This is a genomic window from Metabacillus sp. 22489 (assembly GCF_052044855.1).
GTDB lineage: Bacteria > Bacillota > Bacilli > Bacillales > Bacillaceae > Metabacillus > Metabacillus niabensis.
On record NZ_JBQENT010000055.1, the window covers coordinates 1 to 22,165 of the forward strand.

The following is a 22,165-nucleotide window of genomic DNA, read 5'->3' on the forward strand; positions in this document are numbered from 1 at the left end:
ATGTTGGTGTTTATCAAAAAATATTCTTCTCAATATATTGGTCTCCATAAAATGAAAATACCACAGCTTAAATGACTGTGGTAGACCCAAATTTTTATACTTTCTTATCTTTTTAAAAAATCCCCTCTTATTTTTCATTAAATAAGAGGGGATTTTCATTTAGAAAACTTTATTTACTCTGCTTTATTGTCAGTCTTTTCAATAAACCAAACATGACTTACAGAACCTGATTCCTGTTCATCAATTACAAAAGAACCGTTACTATAGCGGTCATTAGGTCGTAACGTTGAAATATCGATACTTTCAATAACCCCTTGTTCTGTTTCAAGATAAAAGTCACCTTTTGCTTGCGTAATTTCCGCTCCAACAATTCGATGAGGATGATTTTTTAATTCTCTTAGCATCACTAATCCACGTTTGGCTCGTGACGATTTTTCAAAATCAGTTAAATTCATTTTTTTCACTGCACCTCTTTGAGTTGCAACGACTAAAAATGCCTTCTTCGTTCGATCAATGATATTACCACTCACAACAAAATCATTGTCCTTCAAATTAATACCTTTTACGCCAGCAGCTCTTGGTCCAACTAAACTTACTTCTTCCTCTTCAAACCATAATCCATAACCTAAATGGGTTACTAAAAATAAATCATGGCTACCATCAGTAAGATGAACATCTATGACCTCATCATCACCTTTAAGATTAATTGCCACTAATGGTTTTGAATATCGTTGTGCCTTATAATGACTTAATTCTGTCTTTTTCACCATTCCATGCTTTGTAATAAAGGTGAGGAATGACTTTTCTGCAAAATCTTTAACTGGTATAGCTTTAAGTATTTCTTCATCACGATCGATTGGAATAATATTTGCAATATGCTGACCGATATCCTTCCAACGAATGTCTGGTAGTTCGTGAACAGGACAGTACAAATAATTCCCTTTATTTGTGAAGAGTAAAACGACATCTGTCGTATTGATCTCAATTTGAGAAAGCAATCTATCGGTATCCTTCATCCCAAAATCCTGTCCATTTGATGCAGCATAAGACCTTAAGCTTGTACGCTTCACATATCCATCCTTAGTTACTGTTACAATAACATCCTCAGAAGCAATCATTACTTCAAGATTGATTTTTATTTCTTCAATCTGCTCTTCGATAACTGAACGTCTTTCATCTGAATATGCCTTTTTGACACGTCTTAAATCATCTTTAATAACCTTTATTAAAACATGTTCATCACTTAAAATACTTGTAAGCTCTTTGACTTTTTTATCAAGCTCTTCTGCTTCATTTTGAAGTGCTGTAATATCAGTATTTGTTAAACGATATAGCTGTAAGGAAACAATTGCTTCCGATTGAGCCTCTGTAAAGGCAAATTTTTCGATTAAATTGTTCTTTGCATCACGTTTATCTTTCGATGCTCTAATCGTTGAAATTACTTCATCTAAGATTGATAATGCCTTAATTAAGCCTTCAACAATATGCTGGCGCTCTTGTGCTTTACGCAGTTCATACTTTGAGCGATTTGTCACAACTTCCTTTTGGTGACCAATATACGCATCTAAGATTGATGGGAGGCTCATTAACATAGGGCGACGATTATGGATTGCCACCATATTAAAATTATACGTAATTTGCAAATCACTATTTTTATATAAATAGTTTAATACACCTTCTGCATTAGCATCCTTTTTTAATTCGATGACTATACGTAAACCTGTACGATCTGTATCATCACGAACCTCTGCAATCCCTTCAACCTTTCGTTCAATCCGGAATTCATCAATTCGTTTGACAAGGTTTGCTTTATTCACTTCATAAGGGATTTCAGTAATGACGATCTGTTGTTTACCACCACGTATTTCTTCAATGGCAGCTTTACCTCGAACAATAATTTTCCCTTTACCAGTTTCGTAAGCTTTTCTAATTCCATCTATCCCTTGAATAATTCCTCCGGTAGGAAAATCAGGACCTTTGATGATTTTCATAAGCTCATCAACTGTACAGTTTGGTTTATCCATACGTTTAATAACCGCATCAATGACTTCGCCAAGGTTATGTGGCGGTATATCTGTCGCATAACCAGCAGAAATCCCTGTAGAACCATTAACTAATAAATTTGGAAACATAGCTGGTAGGACAACTGGTTCCTTGCTCGTGTCATCAAAGTTCGGTACAAATTCTACAGTTTCTTTTTCAATATCTCTAAGAAGCTCTGATGAAATTGCCGATAATCTAGCTTCTGTATAACGCATCGCTGCAGGTGGATCTCCATCGATACTTCCGTTATTTCCATGCATTTGAATTAGTACGTTCCGGACCTTCCAATCCTGGCTCATTCGCACCATTGCCTCATAAACAGAGGAATCACCATGTGGGTGATAATTACCAATTACATTCCCTACTGTTTTAGCTGATTTACGAAAGTTTTTGTCATTTGTATTCCCTTCAACATGCATTGCGTATAAAATACGTCTTTGAACAGGCTTTAAGCCATCACGGGCATCTGGAAGAGCACGATCTTGAATTATGTACTTACTATAACGGCCAAAACGGTCACCTAGTACATCCTCAAGAGGTAAATCGCGAAAAATTTCAACTGACTCAGCCATAAATTATACCTCCTCTGCGACCGATAAATGTTCATTTTCTAATATATTTGTATCCTCATCAAGACCGAAGGCAACATTGCTTTCAATCCATTTTCTACGAGGTTCAACTTTATCACCCATAAGTGTTGTAATTCGACGTTCTGCACGTGCAGCATCATCAATTTTTACACGAATGAGCGTTCTAGTTCCAGGGTTCATTGTTGTTTCCCATAGCTGATCTGCATTCATTTCTCCTAAACCTTTGTAACGTTGGATCATATACCCTTTACCAACCTTTGAAATAGCACCTTGCAATTCTTCATCAGACCAAGCATATTCGATTACTTCTTTCTTCCCTGTTCCTTTACTTACTTTATAAAGGGGAGGAAGTGCAATAAATACTTTTCCATTCTCAATTAATGGTTTCATATAGCGATAAAAGAATGTTAACAGCAATACTTGGATATGTGCTCCATCTGTATCAGCGTCTGTCATAATAATAATTTTGTCATAATTGATATCTTCAATGGAAAATTCTGCTCCGACTCCACCGCCAATTGCATAAATAATCGTATTGATTTCTTCATTTTTAAAGATATCAGATAGCTTTGCTTTTTCTGTATTGATTACCTTACCACGTAAAGGTAGGACAGCTTGAAAACGACGGTCTCTTCCTTGTTTAGCTGAACCACCTGCAGAGTCACCCTCAACTAAGTATAATTCGTTTTTCATCGGATTACGTGATTGTGCAGGGGTTAGCTTACCACTTAAAGTCGTTTCAGAGCGCTTACGCTTTTTACCGCTTCGAGCTTCTTCACGTGCTTTTCGCGCAGCTTCTCTTGCTTGAAAAGCCTTAATTGCTTTTTTTACTAAAAGAGTTGCTGCATCTGGATTTTCTTCAAGGAAATAGGTTAGATTTTCCGTAACAATTGCATCAACAGCTGCACGTGCTTCACTTGTCCCTAGCTTCCCTTTTGTTTGCCCCTCAAATTGAAGCAGCTCTTCAGGAATACGGACAGAAACAATCGCAGCTAATCCTTCTCTTATATCGGATCCTTCAAGATTTTTATCCTTCTCTTTCAGCAATCCGTTTTTTCGAGCATACTCATTAAAGGCTCTCGTCATCGCTGTTTTTGAACCAGCTTCATGAGTACCCCCATCCTTTGTGCGAACATTGTTTACAAATGACAAAATATTTTCCGAATACCCGTCATTGAATTGAAAAGCAAATTCTACCTCAATGCTATTTTGCTCTCCTTCAAATGATACGACAGGGTGAAGGACATCCTTTTCTTCGTTTAAATACGTAACAAATGCTTCAATACCCGTTTCATAATGATATACCTCACTATGATCGTTTCGTTCATCAATTAACTCAATTTTTAATCCTTTTAATAAGAACGCTGATTCTCTTAGTCGTTCACTTAATATTTCATAATTATAAGTCGTTGTACTAAAAATCGTTGGATCAGGCTTAAAATGAATCGTAGTTCCCGTTTTCGTTGTCTTCCCTTTCTTGGAAAGGGTCGTCACTGGGATACCTCCATTTTCAAACCGTTGTTCATAGATAAATCCTTCACGATGAATCGTAACTACTAACCACTCAGATAGTGCATTAACAACAGATGCACCTACACCGTGTAAACCACCACTTGTTTTATAACCACCTTGACCAAATTTACCTCCAGCATGAAGGACAGTTAAAATAACCTCTGGTGTTGGTTTTCCAAGTTTATGCATCCCTGTTGGCATTCCACGACCTTTATCTTGTACAGAGATACTATTATCCTTATGTATCTTAACAATTATATGATCTCCGTAGCCTCCTAAAGCCTCGTCAACAGAGTTATCTACGATTTCATAAACAAGATGGTGCAATCCTCGACTATCTGTACTCCCGATATACATACCAGGACGTTTTCGTACAGCCTCTAGTCCTTCAAGAACTTGAATCGCATCATCATTATAATCAAACTGTTGTTGCTTACCCAAACGACTAAACCCCTTTCAATTCATACACAAATACATTACTTGAGAAAGTCCAAGCGCACTGCTGAAGTGAAATAATAATCACACTCGTTATGCACTTGAACTAAACATGAATAACTTAGTACAAATATTCATACTATTTAACTCTTCAAGTAAAAACTCATGTTTAAGTATTTTATACAATAATTTTTATATCGACAACCTTATGTTTGTTAAAGCTGTCCTCATATGAGAATTGGAAATGATGATTTATATCAAAATTCTTTCGTATCCATGCTTTATTGTATATGGTATTTTACATTTAGCAAACTTTATTCTGCTTATAAAGTAAAAAATCCTTGTTTTTACAAGGATTTTTTCAAAAAGAATCAAATATCACTTCGTCATTGCATGTTCTACCTTTATACAACGATTCATGATAACTGTTTTATTGTTCTTTTTTAAAAGATCATAGGCATCTTTATTTTCAAGACCTAATTGTGCCCAAAATACATCTGCATCAATCTCTAAAAATTCCTTTGCTACATCATATAAATGTTCTGAACGGCGAAAAACATTGACAATATCAATATGTCCCTTAAGATCTTTTAAAGACGCAACAGCTTTTTCTCCAAGAACGGTATCAACAGTCGGATTAACGGGAATAATTTTATATCCAGCATCCTGCATTGCTTTACTTACCATGTAAGATGTTCGTTCAGGATTATCTGATAAGCCAACAACCGCGATTGTTTTGCTTGCTTTTAAAATATTACCGATTTCCTGTCTTGTCGGGTATTCCATTGTCATATTTTTAACCCCTTTTCTATTATCATAACAAGTTTTCGAAATTACAACCAGTTATTTCATGATAATTTTTAAGCCTGCTTATAATTACGATGTTTGTTTTTATGTTTTTTTATTCTCTAATAGTGTTTTTCTATCTGGTCATGCTAAAATAGAAGAAGATTATATAAAGGAGTACAATCATGATTGAAGCTATTATTTTTATTCTTGCCTATTTAATTGGGTCGATACCATCAGGTCTAATCGTTGGAAAAGTTGGTTATGGTATAGATATTCGAGAGCACGGGAGCGGTAATTTAGGAGGTACGAACACGTTTCGTACTCTTGGGATCAAAGCTGGTTTAATTGTTACAATTGCGGATATTTTAAAAGGAACCTTGGCTGCTGCACTTCCAATCTTTTTTGGACAAGAAGATCTTTCACTTTTATTACCTGGGGTATTTGCAGTTCTAGGACATACATATCCAATCTTTGCAAAATTCAAAGGTGGAAAAGCAGTAGCAACCTCTGCAGGTGTATTGCTTTGTTATGAACCATTGCTATTTTTAACTTTAGTAATTTTCTTTTTTATTGTCCTTTATCTTTCAAAATACGTTTCCCTTTCCTCAATGCTCGCTGGTGTTTCTGGAATTATTTATAGCATTGTGATAAAAGACATTTGGTTAATTATTGTCGTTTCATTATTAACATTGTTTGTTATCTATCGACATCGTTCAAATATTAAACGAATAATTAATAAAACTGAGCCTAAAATAAAATGGTTATAATTAATAAAATTAACCTTTGTGACTACTAATAAAAAAACATTGTTTACGAAAGTAGCCAAAGTTAAAAGAGCTTGACGAATGGAATGAACCTCAAATGTTAGAGAAAAACTAACTTTTGGGGTATTTTTATGATCATTATTCACAAGAATGTAATAACTCAAATATCCATTTCGGTGGTTTGATAGACAAAGATATATTATAATTAAGATATATTAAATTTTAGTATTCAGAAATTTAGTACATTTACGTATGAACATTCTCTAATAAAGGAGTGTTACAGGTGGAAATAATCGTTTACGATAAGGCGATTCATTGGTATAAGGAAGAATTGGATCTCCAAGACGGAGATACCGTACAATTTTTTGTTCGATATGGTGGCTGTAGTAATGTTCAAAAGGGATTTTCTCTCGGAGTAGCAAAACAAACACCTGATGATATCGGTGCAGCTTTAAAAAAAGATGGTATAACTTTCTTTATTGAAAATCGCGACTTATGGTACTTTGATAATCACAATCTTCTCGTTGATTTAGATGAGGAAATCAATGAACCAATTTTTAATTATGTAAATTAACGAACGATGAGGGATTAGGGCAATTTAGCTTTTGTCCCTCATTTTATGTTTAATTTTCTCTAAGTAATAACAAAAACAAATAACTTTATTTCTAAATAATGGAATCATTAGACTTATCTAAAAGAAAATGCATTATTAAATTTATGCCTTGATTCCTATTGAAGAATTTACACAAAAATATGCATAAGTTACTGTTAAATTTCCTCAAACAGTTACTTATGCATAACCAATTTAGTAATTATGTATTACTTGTATGCTTTTAATCCTTTTCTAACGTTAATTTAAACCGTACGATATGGTCATCTAATCCAGATTTCTTAAGAATCTCATATTGAGTTTGTCCGAGCAAATCAAAATGTGGATAATCGCTATAGTAATGAATCCATTCTTTTTTTAAACCAAATTGTTCTCCCCAATGAATAAGTTTATTGACATCATTGCAGCTAACTTTTGTAACAGAATGACAATTTGGAAAGCGATCATCAAACCAATAATGCGTTAAGAAAGCAATTTCTCCTCTTTTAACTGCTTCCTTCCAAGCTGTTAGTTCTTTGCGTGTGATCCCAAACGCCATGTTTATTTCTTTGCCTTTTCGTAAGCTTCGTGCCAATCTGGATATAATTTTTTAAATTTCACTGGTCGAAACGTATCCTTATGAACACATACGTGACTTGATGTTGCTTGAACAGCAAGATCACCATCAGAATTAAATATTTCATATCCATAAACACTTTTTATTCCGTTATATTCCTCAATCCAAGTATGAATAATAGCTGTTTCTCCATACCGAAGCGGCTTTTTATAGGAAATATTTATATCAATAACTGGAGAAATAATACCGTCCTTCTCCATTTGAGCATAAGAAAAGCCTAGATCCTGAATTAATTTCGTTCTCCCCACTTCCATCCATACGAGATAATTCGCATGATATACAACACCCATTTGGTCTGTTTCCGCATATCTTACTTCAATTTCTTTTTTTGATACTAGCATGTTATTCTCTCCTTGCTGTTGCTTTGTAGCTTTACATAAATAAATCTTATCATATACGTTTTTTTTATGAATGAAAACGACTTTTATAATTACACTAAAGAGAAAAAGCTAAAGAAATAAACTCATAAAAAAATCAGGCATAAAGCCTGATTTCATGTTAGTCTAACGAAAACCATTTTCTCGATCTTGTGCTTCATCCTTAATTTCTTCACGCATTGCCTGGATCGCCTCTTCACGACGCTCATTTTTCGCTTGGATTAATTCACGATCTTTTTCTGAAGCGAATTGCATAGTGTCTTGTGATTCTTCAATATTTTCAATCGTATTTTGGACCATTGTCTGTAGTTTTTCTACATTATCGCTACGGTCATCAGGTTTTGGTCTATTTTGGTTTACCAACAGAAATCATCCTTTCTCATTTGACTTTTACAAAGCCAATTATAGTCTGTTCCTAAAAAGGATTTTTAAACATCATTTATCACTCTAACAAGGATAAATGATTTACTCTGCTGCCAAGCATTGTTACGATAAAACCTTGTTATTTATCAAACAAAACAGTTTTTGTTTATTATTCACCTTTTGTTTGAATGACCTGTGCATGATGTCCTGATTTATCTTGCATTTTTTTACCTTTATTATTACCAAACGCTCTTGGCTTTGTACCAAGATGACTTGGTGTATAGTGGGCTTGCTTCATATTAGAGTTTGTCAATGTTATCCCCCCTCAAAGAGTAGAATACCCAATACTCACCTCTAAATAACTAGTAATGGTTGTTAATCTAATCGCTTAATTATTCTTTCCTCCCAACGCTCCTCTATTCGACTAAGCGCCTCTTGGTCTCTTAATAAAGCCAGTTTATTTTCCAAAACTAATTCCTCAAATGTTCTCTTTTTATTTTTTCGCATAATATCACCTCCACTATTATGAATAAAAGGATGTCCATATTTATTTAGATTTAATACAATTTTTCGAAAATAAACGAAAATGTGATAATTCAATTACTAAAATTAAAAAAAATCTCACAGCAAGTCCAACTGTGAGTAAGTAAAAGCTAATTATTTTTTAATTCAAGTAATTTTTCCATTTGATCAAATGACATTGCGCCAACAAATTTATTTCTAATAGTCCCTTCCTCATCTAAGATATAGGATGTAGGATAGGATAATACCTCATATTGGCTGTTAATCTTTCCTTTTTCATCTAATAAAACAGGGAAAGTTAGTTCTAGTTCATTAATGAATTTCTTAACAGTGTCAACGCTAGGTTCGCTATTCGTTAAATTGACGGCTGCGACGACAACATCATCATCGTATTGATTTTGTATTTTTTGCATATCTGGCATTTCCGATCGACATGGCGGACACCAGGTCGCCCAGAAATTAAGCAATACTTTTTTTCCTTTTAAACTCGATAAACTCATCTCTTTTCCATCTAAAGTTGTTAATTCAAAATCAGGTGCTGAGTCACCCTTTGCAACACCTTCTTTTGAATTATTTGGATTTATCGCATAATAAATTGCATATCCAATTAGAAAAACCAAAATCGAAATGGCTAAAATTTTCTTCATGGTGAGTTACAATACCTCCTACATAAATAAACAAATACACACTATATTCGAAAAGAAACCTAAATGAATTAAACGAGAGATAAAATAAAAATTTTCACCAATTCATATATAAAATAAAAACAAATCACAGAAACAACGATAAACAAAAGCAATAATTTTAAACCTAATTTCTCTTTTTTCATTCGCCATAATAAATAAAGAAAACATGCTAACAACCCTAAATAAATACCTTTAGTGCCACCAGTTAGATAAATCCAATTATTAGTGAAAATAAGCTGAGGCCGAAAGAATAAAACACTAAATTTATATGTAATAAAGACAATGAAAACACAAACCCAGTAATTGTTTCTAATGAATTGTTTTAACCTTGTTTTTGTTAAAAAGGCATCCATTATAAAATATGTAAATAGAAATGAAATTAGGACAACTAAATAAAAGTATTGTATAGTGAAAGGCCCTATATGAATCGCATCATAAATCAAATTTTCCGAAAAACTCCTTCAATATAATGACATATATTTTTATTTAATCATGTAATATCGAAAAGAACAATGAATTTACAAAACGTTTAGAATTTGGACATAGTATTAGAATAAAAAAAGGAACGAAAAAATATCGTTCCTTTCCTGTTAATTTTTAGCCTTTTAACTTATCGCGCAATACCATTTGAAGAATTCCACCATGACGATAGTAATCAATCTCTACTTCACTGTCAAAGCGAACTAATACTTCAAATTCTTTTTTGTTTCCAGCTTCGTCTGTAGCTGTCACTTTCACGTAATCTCGAGGTTTAACTGATTCATCGATTGCAACTTCAATTGTTTCTTTACCAGTTAATCCTAGTACATCAGCGTTTTCCCCTTCTTTAAATTGAAGTGGAAGAACACCCATTAATACAAGGTTACTACGGTGGATACGCTCAAAGCTTTCAGCAATAACTGTTTTAATACCAAGTAGATTTGTTCCTTTTGCAGCCCAGTCACGTGAGCTTCCCATTCCATAATCCTTACCTGCTAACACAACAAGTCCTGTGCCATCTTGTTTGTAGTCCATACAAGCATCATAGATTGATTTTACTTCACCTGTTGGCCAGTAAGTAGTGTAACCACCTTCTGTACCAGGGGCAATTTGGTTTTTAATACGAATGTTTGCAAAAGTACCTCTCATCATTACTTCGTGGTTACCACGACGAGAACCATATGAGTTGAATTCCCTTGGAGAAACCCCATTTTCTTGTAGGTAACATCCTGCTGGAGTATCCTTACCAATTGAACCAGCTGGTGAGATATGGTCAGTCGTTACAGAGTCACCAAATTTAGCTACAACACGTAATCCTTGTAAAGCTTCTACTTTACCAGGTTCAGCTTCAAGGCCTTCAAAGAATGGTGGGTTTTGAATGTATGTAGATGACTCATCCCATACATATAACGCTTCATCAGTTGTTTCAATTTCATTCCAACGAGCATTATCATCAAATACTTGCTCATATTCTTTTCTAAATAACTCAGGTGTAACTGTTTTATTAACTACTTCGTTAATTTCATTAGTTGATGGCCAAATATCCTTAAAGAATACATCATTACCATTCTTATCTTTTCCTAATGAATCACTTTGAAGGTCAATATCAACCGTTCCAGCTAATGCATATGCAACAACTAGAGGTGGTGAAGCTAGATAGTTTCCTTTTACTAATGGATGAATACGTCCTTCGAAGTTACGGTTACCTGATAGTACAGATGTAACTAATAAATCATTTGCAGCTACTGCTTCTTCAATTTCATCTGCTAGTGGACCAGAGTTACCGATGCAAGTTGTACATCCGTATCCAACTAGGTTAAATCCAAGTTGTTCAAGATGTGGTAATAATCCTGAATTTTCAAGGTAACCAGTTACAACTTTTGATCCGGGTGCTAATGAAGTTTTTACATATTTAGGTACTTCAAGGCCTAATTCAACTGCTTTTTTCGCAACTAGACCAGCAGCAACTAATACATATGGGTTTGATGTATTAGTACAGCTTGTAATTGCAGCAATAGCAATTGCCCCTGTTTTCATTTTTGTTTCTTCACCATTATTAAATTTAATCGTGATTTCTTTATTTATTTCATCAGCCTCTAAACCAAAGCCTTGGTTACCTGCTGGTGCTACTAAATGTTCATGGAATTTATCTTTCATTTCAGAAAGTGGAATTAAATCCTGTGGACGTTTAGGACCAGATAAGTTTGCTTCGATTTCAGAAAGGTCAATTTCAACAACTTTAGTGAAAATTGGATCTTCATTATCAGGAGTGAAAAATAACCCGTTTGCTTTGCAATATTCTCCAACCACTTGAATATGCTCTTCATCTCTACCTGTTAAACGCATATAATTTAAAGCTTCTTCATCTACTGGGAAGAAACCACAAGTTGCACCGTATTCTGGAGCCATGTTTGCAATTGTTGCTCGGTCTGCAAGTGGAAGCTGTGCTACACCAGGACCAAAGAATTCAACGAATTTACCAACAACACCTTGTTGACGTAATACTTGTGTTACTTTTAAAGCTAAATCAGTTGCAGTTGTTCCATTAGGAAGTTCACCCGTTAATTTAACCCCGATAACTTCAGGAACTGGGAAATATGAAGGTTGTCCAAGCATTCCTGCTTCAGCTTCGATTCCACCAACACCCCATCCAAGTACACCGATACCATTAATCATCGTTGTATGAGAGTCAGTACCAACTAAAGAATCTGGAAAAGCTTCATATTCTCCATCTTCATTTTCAACAGCGTGAACAACGCTTGCTAAATATTCTAAGTTAACTTGGTGAACAATACCTGTTGCTGGCGGTACTGCACGATAGTTATCAAATGACTTTTTAGCCCAGCTTAAAAATTTATAACGCTCTGCATTACGTTCAAATTCAAGGTCCATATTAAATTGTAAAGCATCCGGCGTTCCAGCTCTATCAACCTGAACAGAGTGGTCAATTACTAAATCAACTGGAATTTCAGGATTAATTTTATCAGGATCTCCACCTAAGTCAGCCATCGCTTTACGTAGTGAAGCTAAATCAACAACAGCTGGAACACCTGTGAAATCTTGTAAAATTACACGAGATGGTTTAAAAGGTACATCAATATCTTTTAGCTCATTAGTTCCCCATTTAGCTAAATTTTCAACATGTTCTTTTGTGATAACTCTTCCGTCGACTTGACGTAAAACAGATTCTAAAAGAACTTTGACCGAATATGGTAATCGAGAAACATTCCCAATACCAGCATCTTCTAATGCTTGTAATGAATAGTAGTTGTACGTCTTCCCATTAACAGTAAAGCTTTTACGTGCTTGGAAAGTATCTTGGTTCGTTTTTACTTGATTAGTCATTTCAACTTTCTCCCCCTTATTAAAATCAAGGTCGACTCTTGTCGAAGGATGGTCCCCATTTTTAAATATTTCGCACAATTCAATCTTAATACAACTAGTATCATAAGTAAATAACAATGATGTTATTGATATGTATAAGTTTTCCTTATGAAAGCGCACTAGTTTTACTTTTTTACTATATCAAAAATTTAGCTAATTTTATACATGGTTTTCCTTATTTTTAATATTTTTCAGCCTTGAGAAGTTTATTGACTTAGAATGTATTCAGTGAAAGTGAGCCATTCTATTATTGGAGGTGACGTACAAATGGCGAAGCGAAGAGCAAACCATGTCATTAATGGTATGAATGATGCAAGTGCTCAAGGTGTTGGAGCGGGTTATAATGAGGAAATGCAAAACGAACCACTTACAGCTGCCCAAAAGCAAAACAATAAGAAACGAAAGAAAAATCAATAATATTGCACTAAAACAGACAAAAAACGACGGATTTCCGTCGTTTTTCATTTATTTATCTGTTTCATTCACTTTATTAACAATCTTCTGAAGATCACGTTGATATTGCTCAAGTCTATGTCTTTGAGTTTCTGATGCATTTTCTAACGCATTGTTAATTTGCTCGTATGCTTCATTCACTTCTTCCGATAAATGCTTTAATTGTGTACCATAATCAGCGTCTTCCTTAATAACACTATTATATGCTTCTAATGCATCATTTGTTCCTTGCTGTGCAGCTTGAAAAGATTGTTGCTTATCTTTATGATATGGCATCTCTCATCACGGCCCTTTCATATTCCAAGTGTTAAACCATGTATTAGTATGTTTCAAAGCATTATAATTATTCACTTATATTTAGAATGTTTTCCCTTCATTTGACTCATTCTAAAATGACAGGAGGGATAAAATATGACAAATAAAAATGATGGTAAAGATATGCGTAAAAATGCGCATAAAGGACCAAATGCTTCACAGCCTGAGCCATTAAGTGGTTCGAAAAAGGTTAAAAATGCCAACCATACAAGACAAAAACATAATGCTGGTCATGATATGTAAGGAATGGAGTTTATCCATTCCTTTTTTCGAATTAAAAAATATGCTTTCTTGCACAATCATACTTAGATTGAATACTTTATTAGTTAAAGGGGGTAAAAGTAAGTCTATTATGGAGGGCAATCATTATGAATGAAAAAAAGAAAGCAAATCCAATGAATATTAATGGAATTGAAGAATGGATGACCCAATTTTTCATTGATCCATTCACAACATTATTAGATGAAACAACCTTTAGAGTAGATTTATTTGAAACAAATGATGAATATATAATAGAGGCTGAAATTGGTGACAATATTGTCAAAGAGGATATTCACATTGAAGTGAAACGTGAAAAACTAATCATTTCAATCATTGCTAATAAAAATACACAAATTGAAGATGAAAACAAATGTAGTCGCTCCATTACACTTCCATTTTCCATAGAGAATAAAAAAGTTGTTGCTAATTTGCTTAACGGCATTTTAGAAGTGAAAATTACAAAAAAAGGTTATCACCCTATAAAACAAACGATTCATATAGGTAACCTTTGAGAAAACGCTTACCGGAATTCAATATAAAAGACAGCTGATTCGCTGCCTTTTATTACTCTTCTATATTAATATCTTAATTCCTATTTTTGTACATTTATTGTAATACAATTTAATTCTTGATTACCACAACGTAAGCAAGCTTTGAATTCTTCGCTAAATAACATACATCTAGAACAATAATATCTTTTCATAAGGAATAAACCCCTTTTTCTACTATATATGTTATTAGCTTATCTATGTTGTCATTCTTCAACCATATGCTCATAGCTATTATGATAAATATGGTTTAGCTTATCGATTTTATAAATATAAAATTCGTGATCCGATTCTTCATCTAAATGATTTTTTTCTTTGTAAACATTTAAAGCTTTTTTTGCCTCATCTAACGAAGTAAAAATCCCAAGAATATTAGAGCTTTCTCCACACTCAGCACATCCTAAATCTAACACAATATAGTACATGTTATACACCCTCTAGATTCAATGTAGATTAACTATACCATGTACTTCATAATCAATTCCACTAATCCTCCTTTTCAAACTAATCAAACTTGTATCATGTTTTCTTCGATTCGTTGATAATTATAGCCAAAAAGCAATTTAGTATCTTAATACATTCATCACACTTTAAAGTGTCTGCTAGCCGTTTTTCTTATCAAACACCATGCACTAATATCAACAAATAATAAGCCCTAAAATGAAAAAAGATGGATGATCAATACACGAACCCTTTCCCACATAATATGTGAGAAAGGGTTCGTGACTTTTTACCATCCATTAAAAGAAATATTAAACTGTAACATTTGATAATGTTTCTAGCAAGTATTGATTCACTAATGCTTTTAGTCTCTCTTGTCTACCGGATTGGTTTTTAATTTCCGTTAATTGAAGTGCATATGCTTCTAATTTACGTAAATCTGTTTTTCCTTCAACAATTTCAAGACCAATACCTTCTGTGTAACTGCTATATCGTTGTTCAATAAAGTCTTCAAGAACTCTGTCTTCAAGTAATTTATTAGCCACTTTAAGACCAATGGCAAAGGTATCCATTCCAGCAATATGAGCATGGAATAAATCTTCAGCCTCAAATGAACCTCTTCTTACTTTTGCATCAAAGTTTAATCCACCTTTTCCAAGGCCGCCATTTTTCAAAATTTCATACATTGCTAAAGTTGTAGAATATAAGTCTGTTGGGAATTCATCTGTATCCCATCCGAGCAATGTGTCACCTTGGTTTGCGTCAACAGAACCTAACATATTGTTAATGCGTGCAACATGTAATTCATGTTCAAACGTATGACCTGCTAATGTAGCGTGATTAGCTTCAATATTAAATTTAAAGTGATCTGCTAAATCATATTTTTGTAAGAATGCTAGTCCTGTAGCTACATCAAAGTCGTATTGATGTTTTGTAGGCTCTTTTGGTTTTGGTTCAATTAAAAATTGTGCATCAAAACCAATTTCCTTTGCATAATCAATAGCCATGTGGAAGAAACGAGCTAGGTTATCTTGTTCAAGCTTCATATTTGTATTTAATAAAGTTTCATATCCTTCTCTTCCGCCCCAAAATACATAGTTTTCAGCACCAAGCTCTTTACCAACTTCTAAAGCCTTTTTAACCTTTGCTGCGGAATATGCAAATACATCTGCATTATTAGAAGTAGCAGCTCCATGAACATATCTTGGATTTGTGAACATATTTGCTGTATTCCATAAAAGTTTTGTTTTACTTGTACTCATATATTCCTTAATCATTGCAACAATCGTATCCTGATTTTTATTTGTTTCAAGTAATGTATCACCTTCAGGAGCAATATCAACATCATGGAAGCAGAAAAATGGAACATTTAGCTTTTCAAATAATTCAAATGCAGCTTCTACACGAGCCTTTGCTAAATCCATGCCTGAAAGATGATTCCATGGACGAATTGCAGTACCAACACCAAATGGATCTGAACCATCTGCATTAAATGTATGCCAATAAGCAACAGAAAAACGTAAAATTTCTTCCATTGACTTACCATTAATAACCTCTTCAGGATTATAATACTTAAAAGCTAAAGGATTTTTTGATGAAGCTCCTTCATACTTAATACTATTAATGTTTTCAAAATAAGCCATTATGATTCCCCCTAAATGTAAATATTCTATTGAACCACACCTGATATCGCTTACAATAAAACTTTTATCAGTAGTTATTCAATTAGAAATCCTTTTCTTAAAACTATCGTACCAAAAAAAACTTAGTTTGTCTATCGAATAAACTAAGTTTTTTTCCTTTTAATCTATTCTTATATAAAAATGGTCCAAATTATGCACATTATTTCTATTATTAGGTATTGTTCTATCATTATATTTTGCTTTAAAACTATGCTTTTTCCTTATTACACCAATCCATTAAATGAATATAGTATAGAGGAAGGAGAGATATAAATGAAAATCATACACGGTCCAACAGAAATCGCTGGACAAATTGGAATTTTAACAAAGTATTTACGTGAAAATGGCTATAATGTTGGTGGTTATAATTGGTTTCATACTTATTTGAATTACAATAGCAATATTATTAATACTGATTTATATGAAATCACAAAGGTACTCCCTACCTACATCGACAATTTCGATTTGTTCCATTTTCATAATGGGGAAACATTTATGCAAGGCTTTGCAGATTTGCCTCATATTAAGCAAAAAGGAAAAAAGATGATTATGCACCATTGGGGAAATGATGTACGAACAGAAAGTTTAACAAAACAGTTAAACCCATATCCCCTCCCCCCAAGCTACTTTTCGGATGAAGAAATTCGTGAGAGATTATTAGGAATATCAGAATATATTGACACTGCCATAGTTCAGGATTATGAAGTATTACCTTATGTCAAAGACTATTATAAAAACGTTCATGTCCTACCACTTGCTTTTGATTTAAGTAACACACAACCTTCTTATCCTAATATCAATAATAATAATCCGTTGCTCATTCATGCGCCAACAAACCGTGAATTTAAAGGATCAGCATATGTAGAACAGGCTATTGATAAGCTAAAAAGCAATCGAACATTTACCTTTAAAATGATCGAGAAAATGAACCATTCAGAAGCATTAGAAGTCTATAAACAATCTGATATTATTGTCGACCAATTATTATGTGGAACATATGGAATGCTTAGCGTAGAAGCAATGGCTCTTGGAAAGGTTGTTGTCGGTTTTATTCGTGATGATGTTCGTGAACAATTACCAATAGATTTACCAATCGTTATTGCAACTCCTGAAAACCTCCATGAAGTATTAGATGAACTAATTACAAATCCTAAACTTCGTCATGAAATTGGAAAAAAAGGAAGAAAATTCGTTGAAGAATATCATTCTGTTGAAAAAGTTGGTCAAAATTTAATAAATATATATCAGAATCTTTAATCATTACTCTCTAAATTTATCAATAAAATTAAAAATAGCGAATTGGAGGGATTTCATGATTCATGAATCTGTCGTAATGGGTACAGACGTCTCCCTCGGAGCGAATACTGTTATTGAAGAAAATGTCGTCATTGGAAATAATGTTACAATCGGACACAATGTTACGATAAAAGCAAATACTACTATCGGTAATGGGGTCCAAATTAATGATTTAACAATATTAGGAAAAGAAACTTCATCAAATAAAAAAATGGCTAGAAAACCACTAAAAAATACAACTCCTCTTATAATTGAAGATGATGTGAAAATCGGCTGTAGTTCTGTTATTTATCGTAATGTACTATTGAAAAAAGGTGTTTTTGTAGGAGACTTATCTAGTATACGTGAAAATGTTACTGTTGGTGAAGACAGCATTATCGGTAGAAATGTAATGGTAGAAAACAATACGACCATTGGAAAAAGGGTAACAATCCAAACAGGATGCTATATAACAGCTGATATGGAAATTGAAGATGAAGTATTCTTTGGGCCATGTTGTTCAACTTCAAACGATAAATATATGGGAATGGGAAATTTCAAACATCAAGGTCCTATCATAAGAAAAGGAGCAAAAATTGGTAATAACGCTACATTACTTCCTGCAGTTGTTATAGGTGAAAATTCAATTGTTGGAGCAGGAGCAGTCATTACAAAGGATGTACCAGCGAATAAAACAGTTGTCGGTAATCCTGGTCGGTTATTAAATTAATTAATTAAAAAAGCTATTGTCTATTTACAATAGCTTTTTTAATTTTTCTTCATAACTAATAGTAATAGTATATCAGTAATGGCTTTTTTCTCACTATTATCCTATTTAATTGAAGAAAATTATTACAAACTCCATCTGGATATTCATCTAATGAACTTCTAAATGTGCTTTAAACTTACTTCATTTGACTGTTTCGGTTATTGTTCAATCTCATATTATATACCATGCTTTAATCCTTTTGGAAAAAGCAAATATATATAAAAGGAGGTTTCTTTTTTTGCCTATCGATAATATTTTCGAAAACGGTGATTTCGAAACAGGCTCACTTAGTCCATGGTTTTCATTTAATGCAACCATTACTTCGCAATATTCACATTCCGGCTTTTACTCTGTATTGTTATTAGGAGGAGAACTAAACTCGTATATAGGTCAGTATGAGGAAGTCACACCAGGAGAAACACTTGAGTTTCTAGTCTCTCTTGCAAAAATTGGCCCTAATCCTTCTCCACCAATCTCAATAGTTGTTTTATACTATGATGAATTTTTTAATTTCCTTGGAACCGGATTACTAGTTAATATAGTTGCTAATAGATTACCAAATGTTGAGAATAATACGTGGATTGAATTATACAAAACGACTAGCCCAGTCCCTCAAGGAGCAACTCAAGCGCTATTACTAATAAACAAATTACCTTTAGCTGGTAGTGCAGATGTATTAGTTGATGATGTTGTTTTAATTGAAACAGCATCGGAACAAGGTCCTGCTGGCCCTACTGGTCCTGCTGGCCCTACTGGTGCTACTGGTGTTACTGGTCCTACTGGTGTTTCTGGTCCTACCGGTGTTACTGGTCCGACGGGTGTTACTGGTCCTACCGGTGTTACTGGTCCTACCGGCGTTACTGGCCCTACTGGTGTCACTGGCATAACTGGTCCTACTGGTGTTACTGGCCCTACTGGTGTCACTGGTCCTACCGGCGTTACTGGTCCTACTGGCGTTACTGGTCCGACGGGTGTTTCTGGTCCGACGGGTGTTACTGGTCCTACTGGTGTTACTGGTCCGACGGGTGTTTCTGGTCCTACCGGCGTTACTGGCCCTACTGGTGTCACTGGCGTTACTGGTCCGACGGGTGTTTCTGGCCCTACTGGCGTTACTGGTCCGACGGGTGTCACTGGCATAACTGGTCCGACGGGTGTTACTGGTCCTACCGGCGTTACTGGTCCGACGGGTGTTTCTGGTCCTACCGGCGTTACTGGTCCTACTGGTGTCACTGGTCCGACGGGTGTTTCTGGTCCGACGGGTGTTTCTGGTCCTACCGGCGTTACTGGTCCGACGGGTGTTTCTGGTCCTACCGGCGTTACTGGTCCGACGGGTGTTTCTGGCCCTACTGGCGTTACTGGTCCGACGGGTGTCACTGGTCCTACTGGTGTTACTGGTCCGACTGGTGTTACTGGTCCTACCGGCGTTACTGGTCCTACCGGAGTTACTGGTCCTACTGGTGTTACTGGTCCGACGGGTGTTTCTGGTATCACTGGCGTTACTGGTCCGACGGGTGTTTCTGGTCCTACCGGCGTCACTGGTCCTACCGGTGTTACTGGTCCGACGGGTGTTTCTGGTCCGACGGGCGTTACGGGTATCACTGGCGTCACTGGTCCTACCGGCGTTACTGGTCCGACGGGTGTTTCTGGTCCGACGGGCGTTACGGGTATCACTGGCGTTACTGGTCCTACCGGCGTCACTGGTCCTACCGGAGTTACGGGTATCACTGGCGTTACTGGTCCTACCGGCGTCACTGGTCCTACCGGAGTTACGGGTATCACTGGCGTTACTGGTCCTACCGGAGTTACTGGTATCACTGGCGTTACTGGTCCTACCGGAGTTACTGGTCCTACCGGAGTTACGGGTATCACTGGCGTTACTGGTCCTACCGGAGTTACTGGTCCTACCGGAGTTACGGGTATCACTGGCGTTACTGGTCCTACCGGAGTTACGGGTATCACTGGCGCTACTGGTCCTACCGGCGCTACTGGTCCGACTGGCGCTACTGGTCCTACCGGCGCTACTGGTCCGACTGGCGCTACTGGTCCTACCGGCGCTACTGGTCCGACTGGCGCTACTGGTCCGACTGGCGCTACTGGTCCTACCGGTGCTACTGGTCCGACGGGTCCGGCTGTAGCTTAATAAAAAAATTGCATCATTCAATTCTTTTCTATCTGAAAGGTAGTTACCTTTCAGATAGTTTTTTTGTATTACATCAAAATTAAACATGAAAGGTCCTCAAAAAACACTTTTATTTATAAATTAACAAAAAAATAGCACAAACCAATTCTCAATTGTGCTACTTTCATATAATTAATTTTGTAAAATTTCATTATATTTCTTTAACATCCTTTGGCTGTTCGTTTTCATATCATGATGTATTTCTACATATTTTCTTCCCTTTTTCCCAATTTCAGAAAGCATATCAATATTTCTCAAACTATATTCAATAATTTCTTTGATTGTATCTGGATTTGCAATAATAATGGGTAGTTCTATTGGGTATTTTTCTTTCATAAAATCACTAATCCAGCATATAACTGGTTTTCCAAGCGCCATTGCTTCTACGGCAAAAAGACCATAACTACCAATATGAAGCTGGTCAATTATTAAATCTGCCTTTTGATAAATTTCCATTGCCTCTTTATGGGATTTACCTTGTACTAAAATAAATTCAAATTCATATTGCTCCTTTAAGGTTTCAATTGCTTTTAATATATGTTTTGTACCTTTTATATATGGTGATGTTGGGGCATGAGCTATTACTGGCCGTGAATTTTTCACTTGGTCAATTTTTGGTTTATATTGTTCTGTATCAATCATAGATGGAATGATAGTTGTCTTTTCATAAAAATTATTTACATAATGATACAATTCTTCGTCAAAAACAACACAATGTTTAATATGTTCAGAGAGTTTACTTAATCTCCATTTTAAATCATCTTCATTATGATTTTTTACTAATGCATAAGGATTTAACTTCTTTGCCTCTGAAAATAGACGAACATCGCTCCCCCAATGCTGCATAATTAACGACTTCTGAGATTCGTTTAATATTTCTAAATCAGACCAGTCTAAAGTTAACGTTGTTCCCCAGTGAAAATGAAAAATATCATAATTCAAAATTAATTCTTTTGTTAGTTTTCTTAATTTAGAGTTGATTGCTGGATCGCTTCTTTGCCCAATTAAATTCCATTCATAATTAGATTGATAACCTAAATAGTAAGGATAATAATTAATTGTGTGTGCTTTTACATCCAGCAGCTGCAATCCTTTAGACAACGTGTTCATTTGGTTTGCAATTTCCATTGAACCTTGTAACACTCGTGGATTAGTTGCTTTTGAAAGCTTGTTAATGAATTCAAGATTCAAACGAATAGATTTCCCTTTCCATTTTATTTCATTTTGCGTATTTTTCCCTTTATAAAGATGTTCATCAATCACTGCATAAATTTCATTTAATTCTTGCATTTCAGGAAATAATCCCTTTCCCCTCCAAGACCATAACCATGCATTCGTATAGTTTTCCTTCTTAAGATTTAAAAGCGCTTGAAAAAAATAATAATCCCCTATATTTATAAGATGCTGTTGAAATTTATTTAATGTTTCTTCAGCAAGCATAATATCATTATTATTAATTTTATCTAAGATACTGCTAAATATTTTCTCCATTATTCCACTCCTATCATTCCTTTTACCCTCTCACCTTACATACTTATGAAACAACTAACCTTAAAGGAACCATTAAGCTAA

22 protein-coding genes are annotated in these 22,165 nt (G+C 34.9%); 8 read left to right on the forward strand and 14 right to left on the reverse strand.

Annotated features, from left to right (window positions below):
- Positions 1-173 precede the first annotated feature (173 nt).
- The 3 genes from parC to ACTJJ9_RS22950 form a co-directional block, all read right to left on the reverse strand.
- The gene (gene parC / locus ACTJJ9_RS22940) at positions 174-2,615 is read right to left on the reverse strand and encodes a DNA topoisomerase IV subunit A (RefSeq protein WP_145585196.1); all 2,442 of its coding nucleotides are present in this window, start codon (positions 2,613-2,615) and stop codon (positions 174-176) included.
- Between the two features lie 3 nt (positions 2,616-2,618).
- Positions 2,619-4,586 (reverse strand): DNA topoisomerase IV subunit B, encoded by a 1,968-nt coding sequence (gene parE / locus ACTJJ9_RS22945; RefSeq protein WP_145585194.1) that lies wholly within the window; start codon positions 4,584-4,586, stop codon positions 2,619-2,621.
- A gap of 372 nt (positions 4,587-4,958) precedes the next feature.
- The gene (locus tag ACTJJ9_RS22950) at positions 4,959-5,372 is read right to left on the reverse strand and encodes a CoA-binding protein (protein WP_095300886.1); all 414 of its coding nucleotides are present in this window, start codon (positions 5,370-5,372) and stop codon (positions 4,959-4,961) included.
- 179 nt (positions 5,373-5,551) lie between these two features.
- Here ACTJJ9_RS22950 and plsY point away from each other — a divergent pair, with 179 nt between their 5' ends.
- Positions 5,552-6,136: a glycerol-3-phosphate 1-O-acyltransferase PlsY gene (gene plsY, locus ACTJJ9_RS22955; RefSeq protein WP_145585192.1), complete on the forward strand. Its 585-nt coding sequence runs from the start codon at positions 5,552-5,554 to the stop codon at positions 6,134-6,136.
- A 280-nt stretch (positions 6,137-6,416) separates the two neighbouring features.
- Positions 6,417-6,707, forward strand: coding sequence for a HesB/YadR/YfhF family protein (locus ACTJJ9_RS22960; RefSeq protein WP_145585190.1), 291 nt, complete (start codon positions 6,417-6,419; stop codon positions 6,705-6,707).
- 259 nt (positions 6,708-6,966) lie between these two features.
- Here the strand turns inward: ACTJJ9_RS22960 and ACTJJ9_RS22965 are convergent, their stop codons facing one another.
- The 7 genes from ACTJJ9_RS22965 to acnA all read right to left on the reverse strand — a co-directional run bounded on the left by ACTJJ9_RS22965 (position 6,967) and on the right by acnA (position 12,631).
- Positions 6,967-7,281, reverse strand: a complete 315-nt coding sequence (locus tag ACTJJ9_RS22965; protein WP_145585188.1) for a hypothetical protein — start codon at positions 7,279-7,281, stop codon at positions 6,967-6,969.
- A 2-nt stretch (positions 7,282-7,283) separates the two neighbouring features.
- Positions 7,284-7,700 carry an acyl-CoA thioesterase gene (locus tag ACTJJ9_RS22970; RefSeq protein WP_145585185.1) on the reverse strand — a complete coding sequence of 139 codons (417 nt, stop codon included), beginning with the start codon at positions 7,698-7,700 and terminating at the stop codon, positions 7,284-7,286.
- A 162-nt stretch (positions 7,701-7,862) separates the two neighbouring features.
- Complete coding sequence (tlp, locus tag ACTJJ9_RS22975) at positions 7,863-8,099, reverse strand: small acid-soluble spore protein Tlp (RefSeq protein WP_095300881.1); 237 nt, start codon at positions 8,097-8,099, stop codon at positions 7,863-7,865.
- Positions 8,100-8,268: 169 nt separating this feature from the next.
- The gene (locus tag ACTJJ9_RS22980) at positions 8,269-8,397 is read right to left on the reverse strand and encodes an acid-soluble spore protein N (RefSeq protein ID WP_095300902.1); all 129 of its coding nucleotides are present in this window, start codon (positions 8,395-8,397) and stop codon (positions 8,269-8,271) included.
- A gap of 77 nt (positions 8,398-8,474) precedes the next feature.
- Positions 8,475-8,606, reverse strand: a complete 132-nt coding sequence (locus ACTJJ9_RS22985) for an FbpB family small basic protein (protein WP_095300880.1) — start codon at positions 8,604-8,606, stop codon at positions 8,475-8,477.
- A 146-nt stretch (positions 8,607-8,752) separates the two neighbouring features.
- A complete protein-coding gene (locus ACTJJ9_RS22990; RefSeq protein WP_145582475.1) occupies positions 8,753-9,268 on the reverse strand; it encodes a TlpA disulfide reductase family protein in 516 nt (171 codons plus the stop codon).
- Between the two features lie 636 nt (positions 9,269-9,904).
- The gene (gene acnA / locus ACTJJ9_RS22995) at positions 9,905-12,631 is read right to left on the reverse strand and encodes an aconitate hydratase AcnA (protein WP_440768913.1); all 2,727 of its coding nucleotides are present in this window, start codon (positions 12,629-12,631) and stop codon (positions 9,905-9,907) included.
- Between the two features lie 306 nt (positions 12,632-12,937).
- On the opposite strand from acnA, the gene sspO reads away from it, so the two are divergent.
- Complete coding sequence (sspO, locus tag ACTJJ9_RS23000) at positions 12,938-13,087, forward strand: small acid-soluble spore protein O (RefSeq protein ID WP_095300876.1); 150 nt, start codon at positions 12,938-12,940, stop codon at positions 13,085-13,087.
- A gap of 48 nt (positions 13,088-13,135) precedes the next feature.
- On the opposite strand, the gene ACTJJ9_RS23005 is transcribed toward sspO, so the two are convergent.
- The gene (locus ACTJJ9_RS23005) at positions 13,136-13,399 is read right to left on the reverse strand and encodes a hypothetical protein (protein WP_145582477.1); all 264 of its coding nucleotides are present in this window, start codon (positions 13,397-13,399) and stop codon (positions 13,136-13,138) included.
- A 135-nt stretch (positions 13,400-13,534) separates the two neighbouring features.
- Between ACTJJ9_RS23005 and ACTJJ9_RS23010 the strand changes: the two genes are divergently transcribed.
- Together ACTJJ9_RS23010 and ACTJJ9_RS23015 are read left to right on the forward strand one after the other, a co-directional pair.
- Positions 13,535-13,681 (forward strand): small acid-soluble spore protein P, encoded by a 147-nt coding sequence (locus ACTJJ9_RS23010; protein ID WP_095300874.1) that lies wholly within the window; start codon positions 13,535-13,537, stop codon positions 13,679-13,681.
- Between the two features lie 125 nt (positions 13,682-13,806).
- Positions 13,807-14,211, forward strand: coding sequence for an Hsp20 family protein (locus ACTJJ9_RS23015; protein ID WP_145582478.1), 405 nt, complete (start codon positions 13,807-13,809; stop codon positions 14,209-14,211).
- A gap of 242 nt (positions 14,212-14,453) precedes the next feature.
- On the opposite strand, the gene ACTJJ9_RS23020 is transcribed toward ACTJJ9_RS23015, so the two are convergent.
- Positions 14,454-14,672, reverse strand: coding sequence for a hypothetical protein (locus ACTJJ9_RS23020; protein ID WP_145582479.1), 219 nt, complete (start codon positions 14,670-14,672; stop codon positions 14,454-14,456).
- A gap of 327 nt (positions 14,673-14,999) precedes the next feature.
- Positions 15,000-16,331: a xylose isomerase gene (gene xylA / locus ACTJJ9_RS23025; protein ID WP_145582480.1), complete on the reverse strand. Its 1,332-nt coding sequence runs from the start codon at positions 16,329-16,331 to the stop codon at positions 15,000-15,002.
- A gap of 312 nt (positions 16,332-16,643) precedes the next feature.
- On the opposite strand from xylA, the gene ACTJJ9_RS23030 reads away from it, so the two are divergent.
- From ACTJJ9_RS23030 to ACTJJ9_RS23040, 3 genes are all read left to right on the forward strand, one after another.
- Positions 16,644-17,627, forward strand: a complete 984-nt coding sequence (locus ACTJJ9_RS23030) for a glycosyltransferase (RefSeq protein WP_145582481.1) — start codon at positions 16,644-16,646, stop codon at positions 17,625-17,627.
- A gap of 55 nt (positions 17,628-17,682) precedes the next feature.
- Positions 17,683-18,375 carry an N-acetyltransferase gene (locus ACTJJ9_RS23035; RefSeq protein WP_145582482.1) on the forward strand — a complete coding sequence of 231 codons (693 nt, stop codon included), beginning with the start codon at positions 17,683-17,685 and terminating at the stop codon, positions 18,373-18,375.
- A 277-nt stretch (positions 18,376-18,652) separates the two neighbouring features.
- Entirely contained in the window at positions 18,653-20,554 is a 1,902-nt protein-coding gene (locus tag ACTJJ9_RS23040; protein WP_440768914.1) for an NTTRR-F1 domain, read from the forward strand.
- Between the two features lie 171 nt (positions 20,555-20,725).
- On the opposite strand, the gene ACTJJ9_RS23045 is transcribed toward ACTJJ9_RS23040, so the two are convergent.
- Positions 20,726-22,084 (reverse strand): glycosyltransferase, encoded by a 1,359-nt coding sequence (locus tag ACTJJ9_RS23045; RefSeq protein ID WP_255451922.1) that lies wholly within the window; start codon positions 22,082-22,084, stop codon positions 20,726-20,728.
- Positions 22,085-22,165 lie beyond the last annotated feature (81 nt).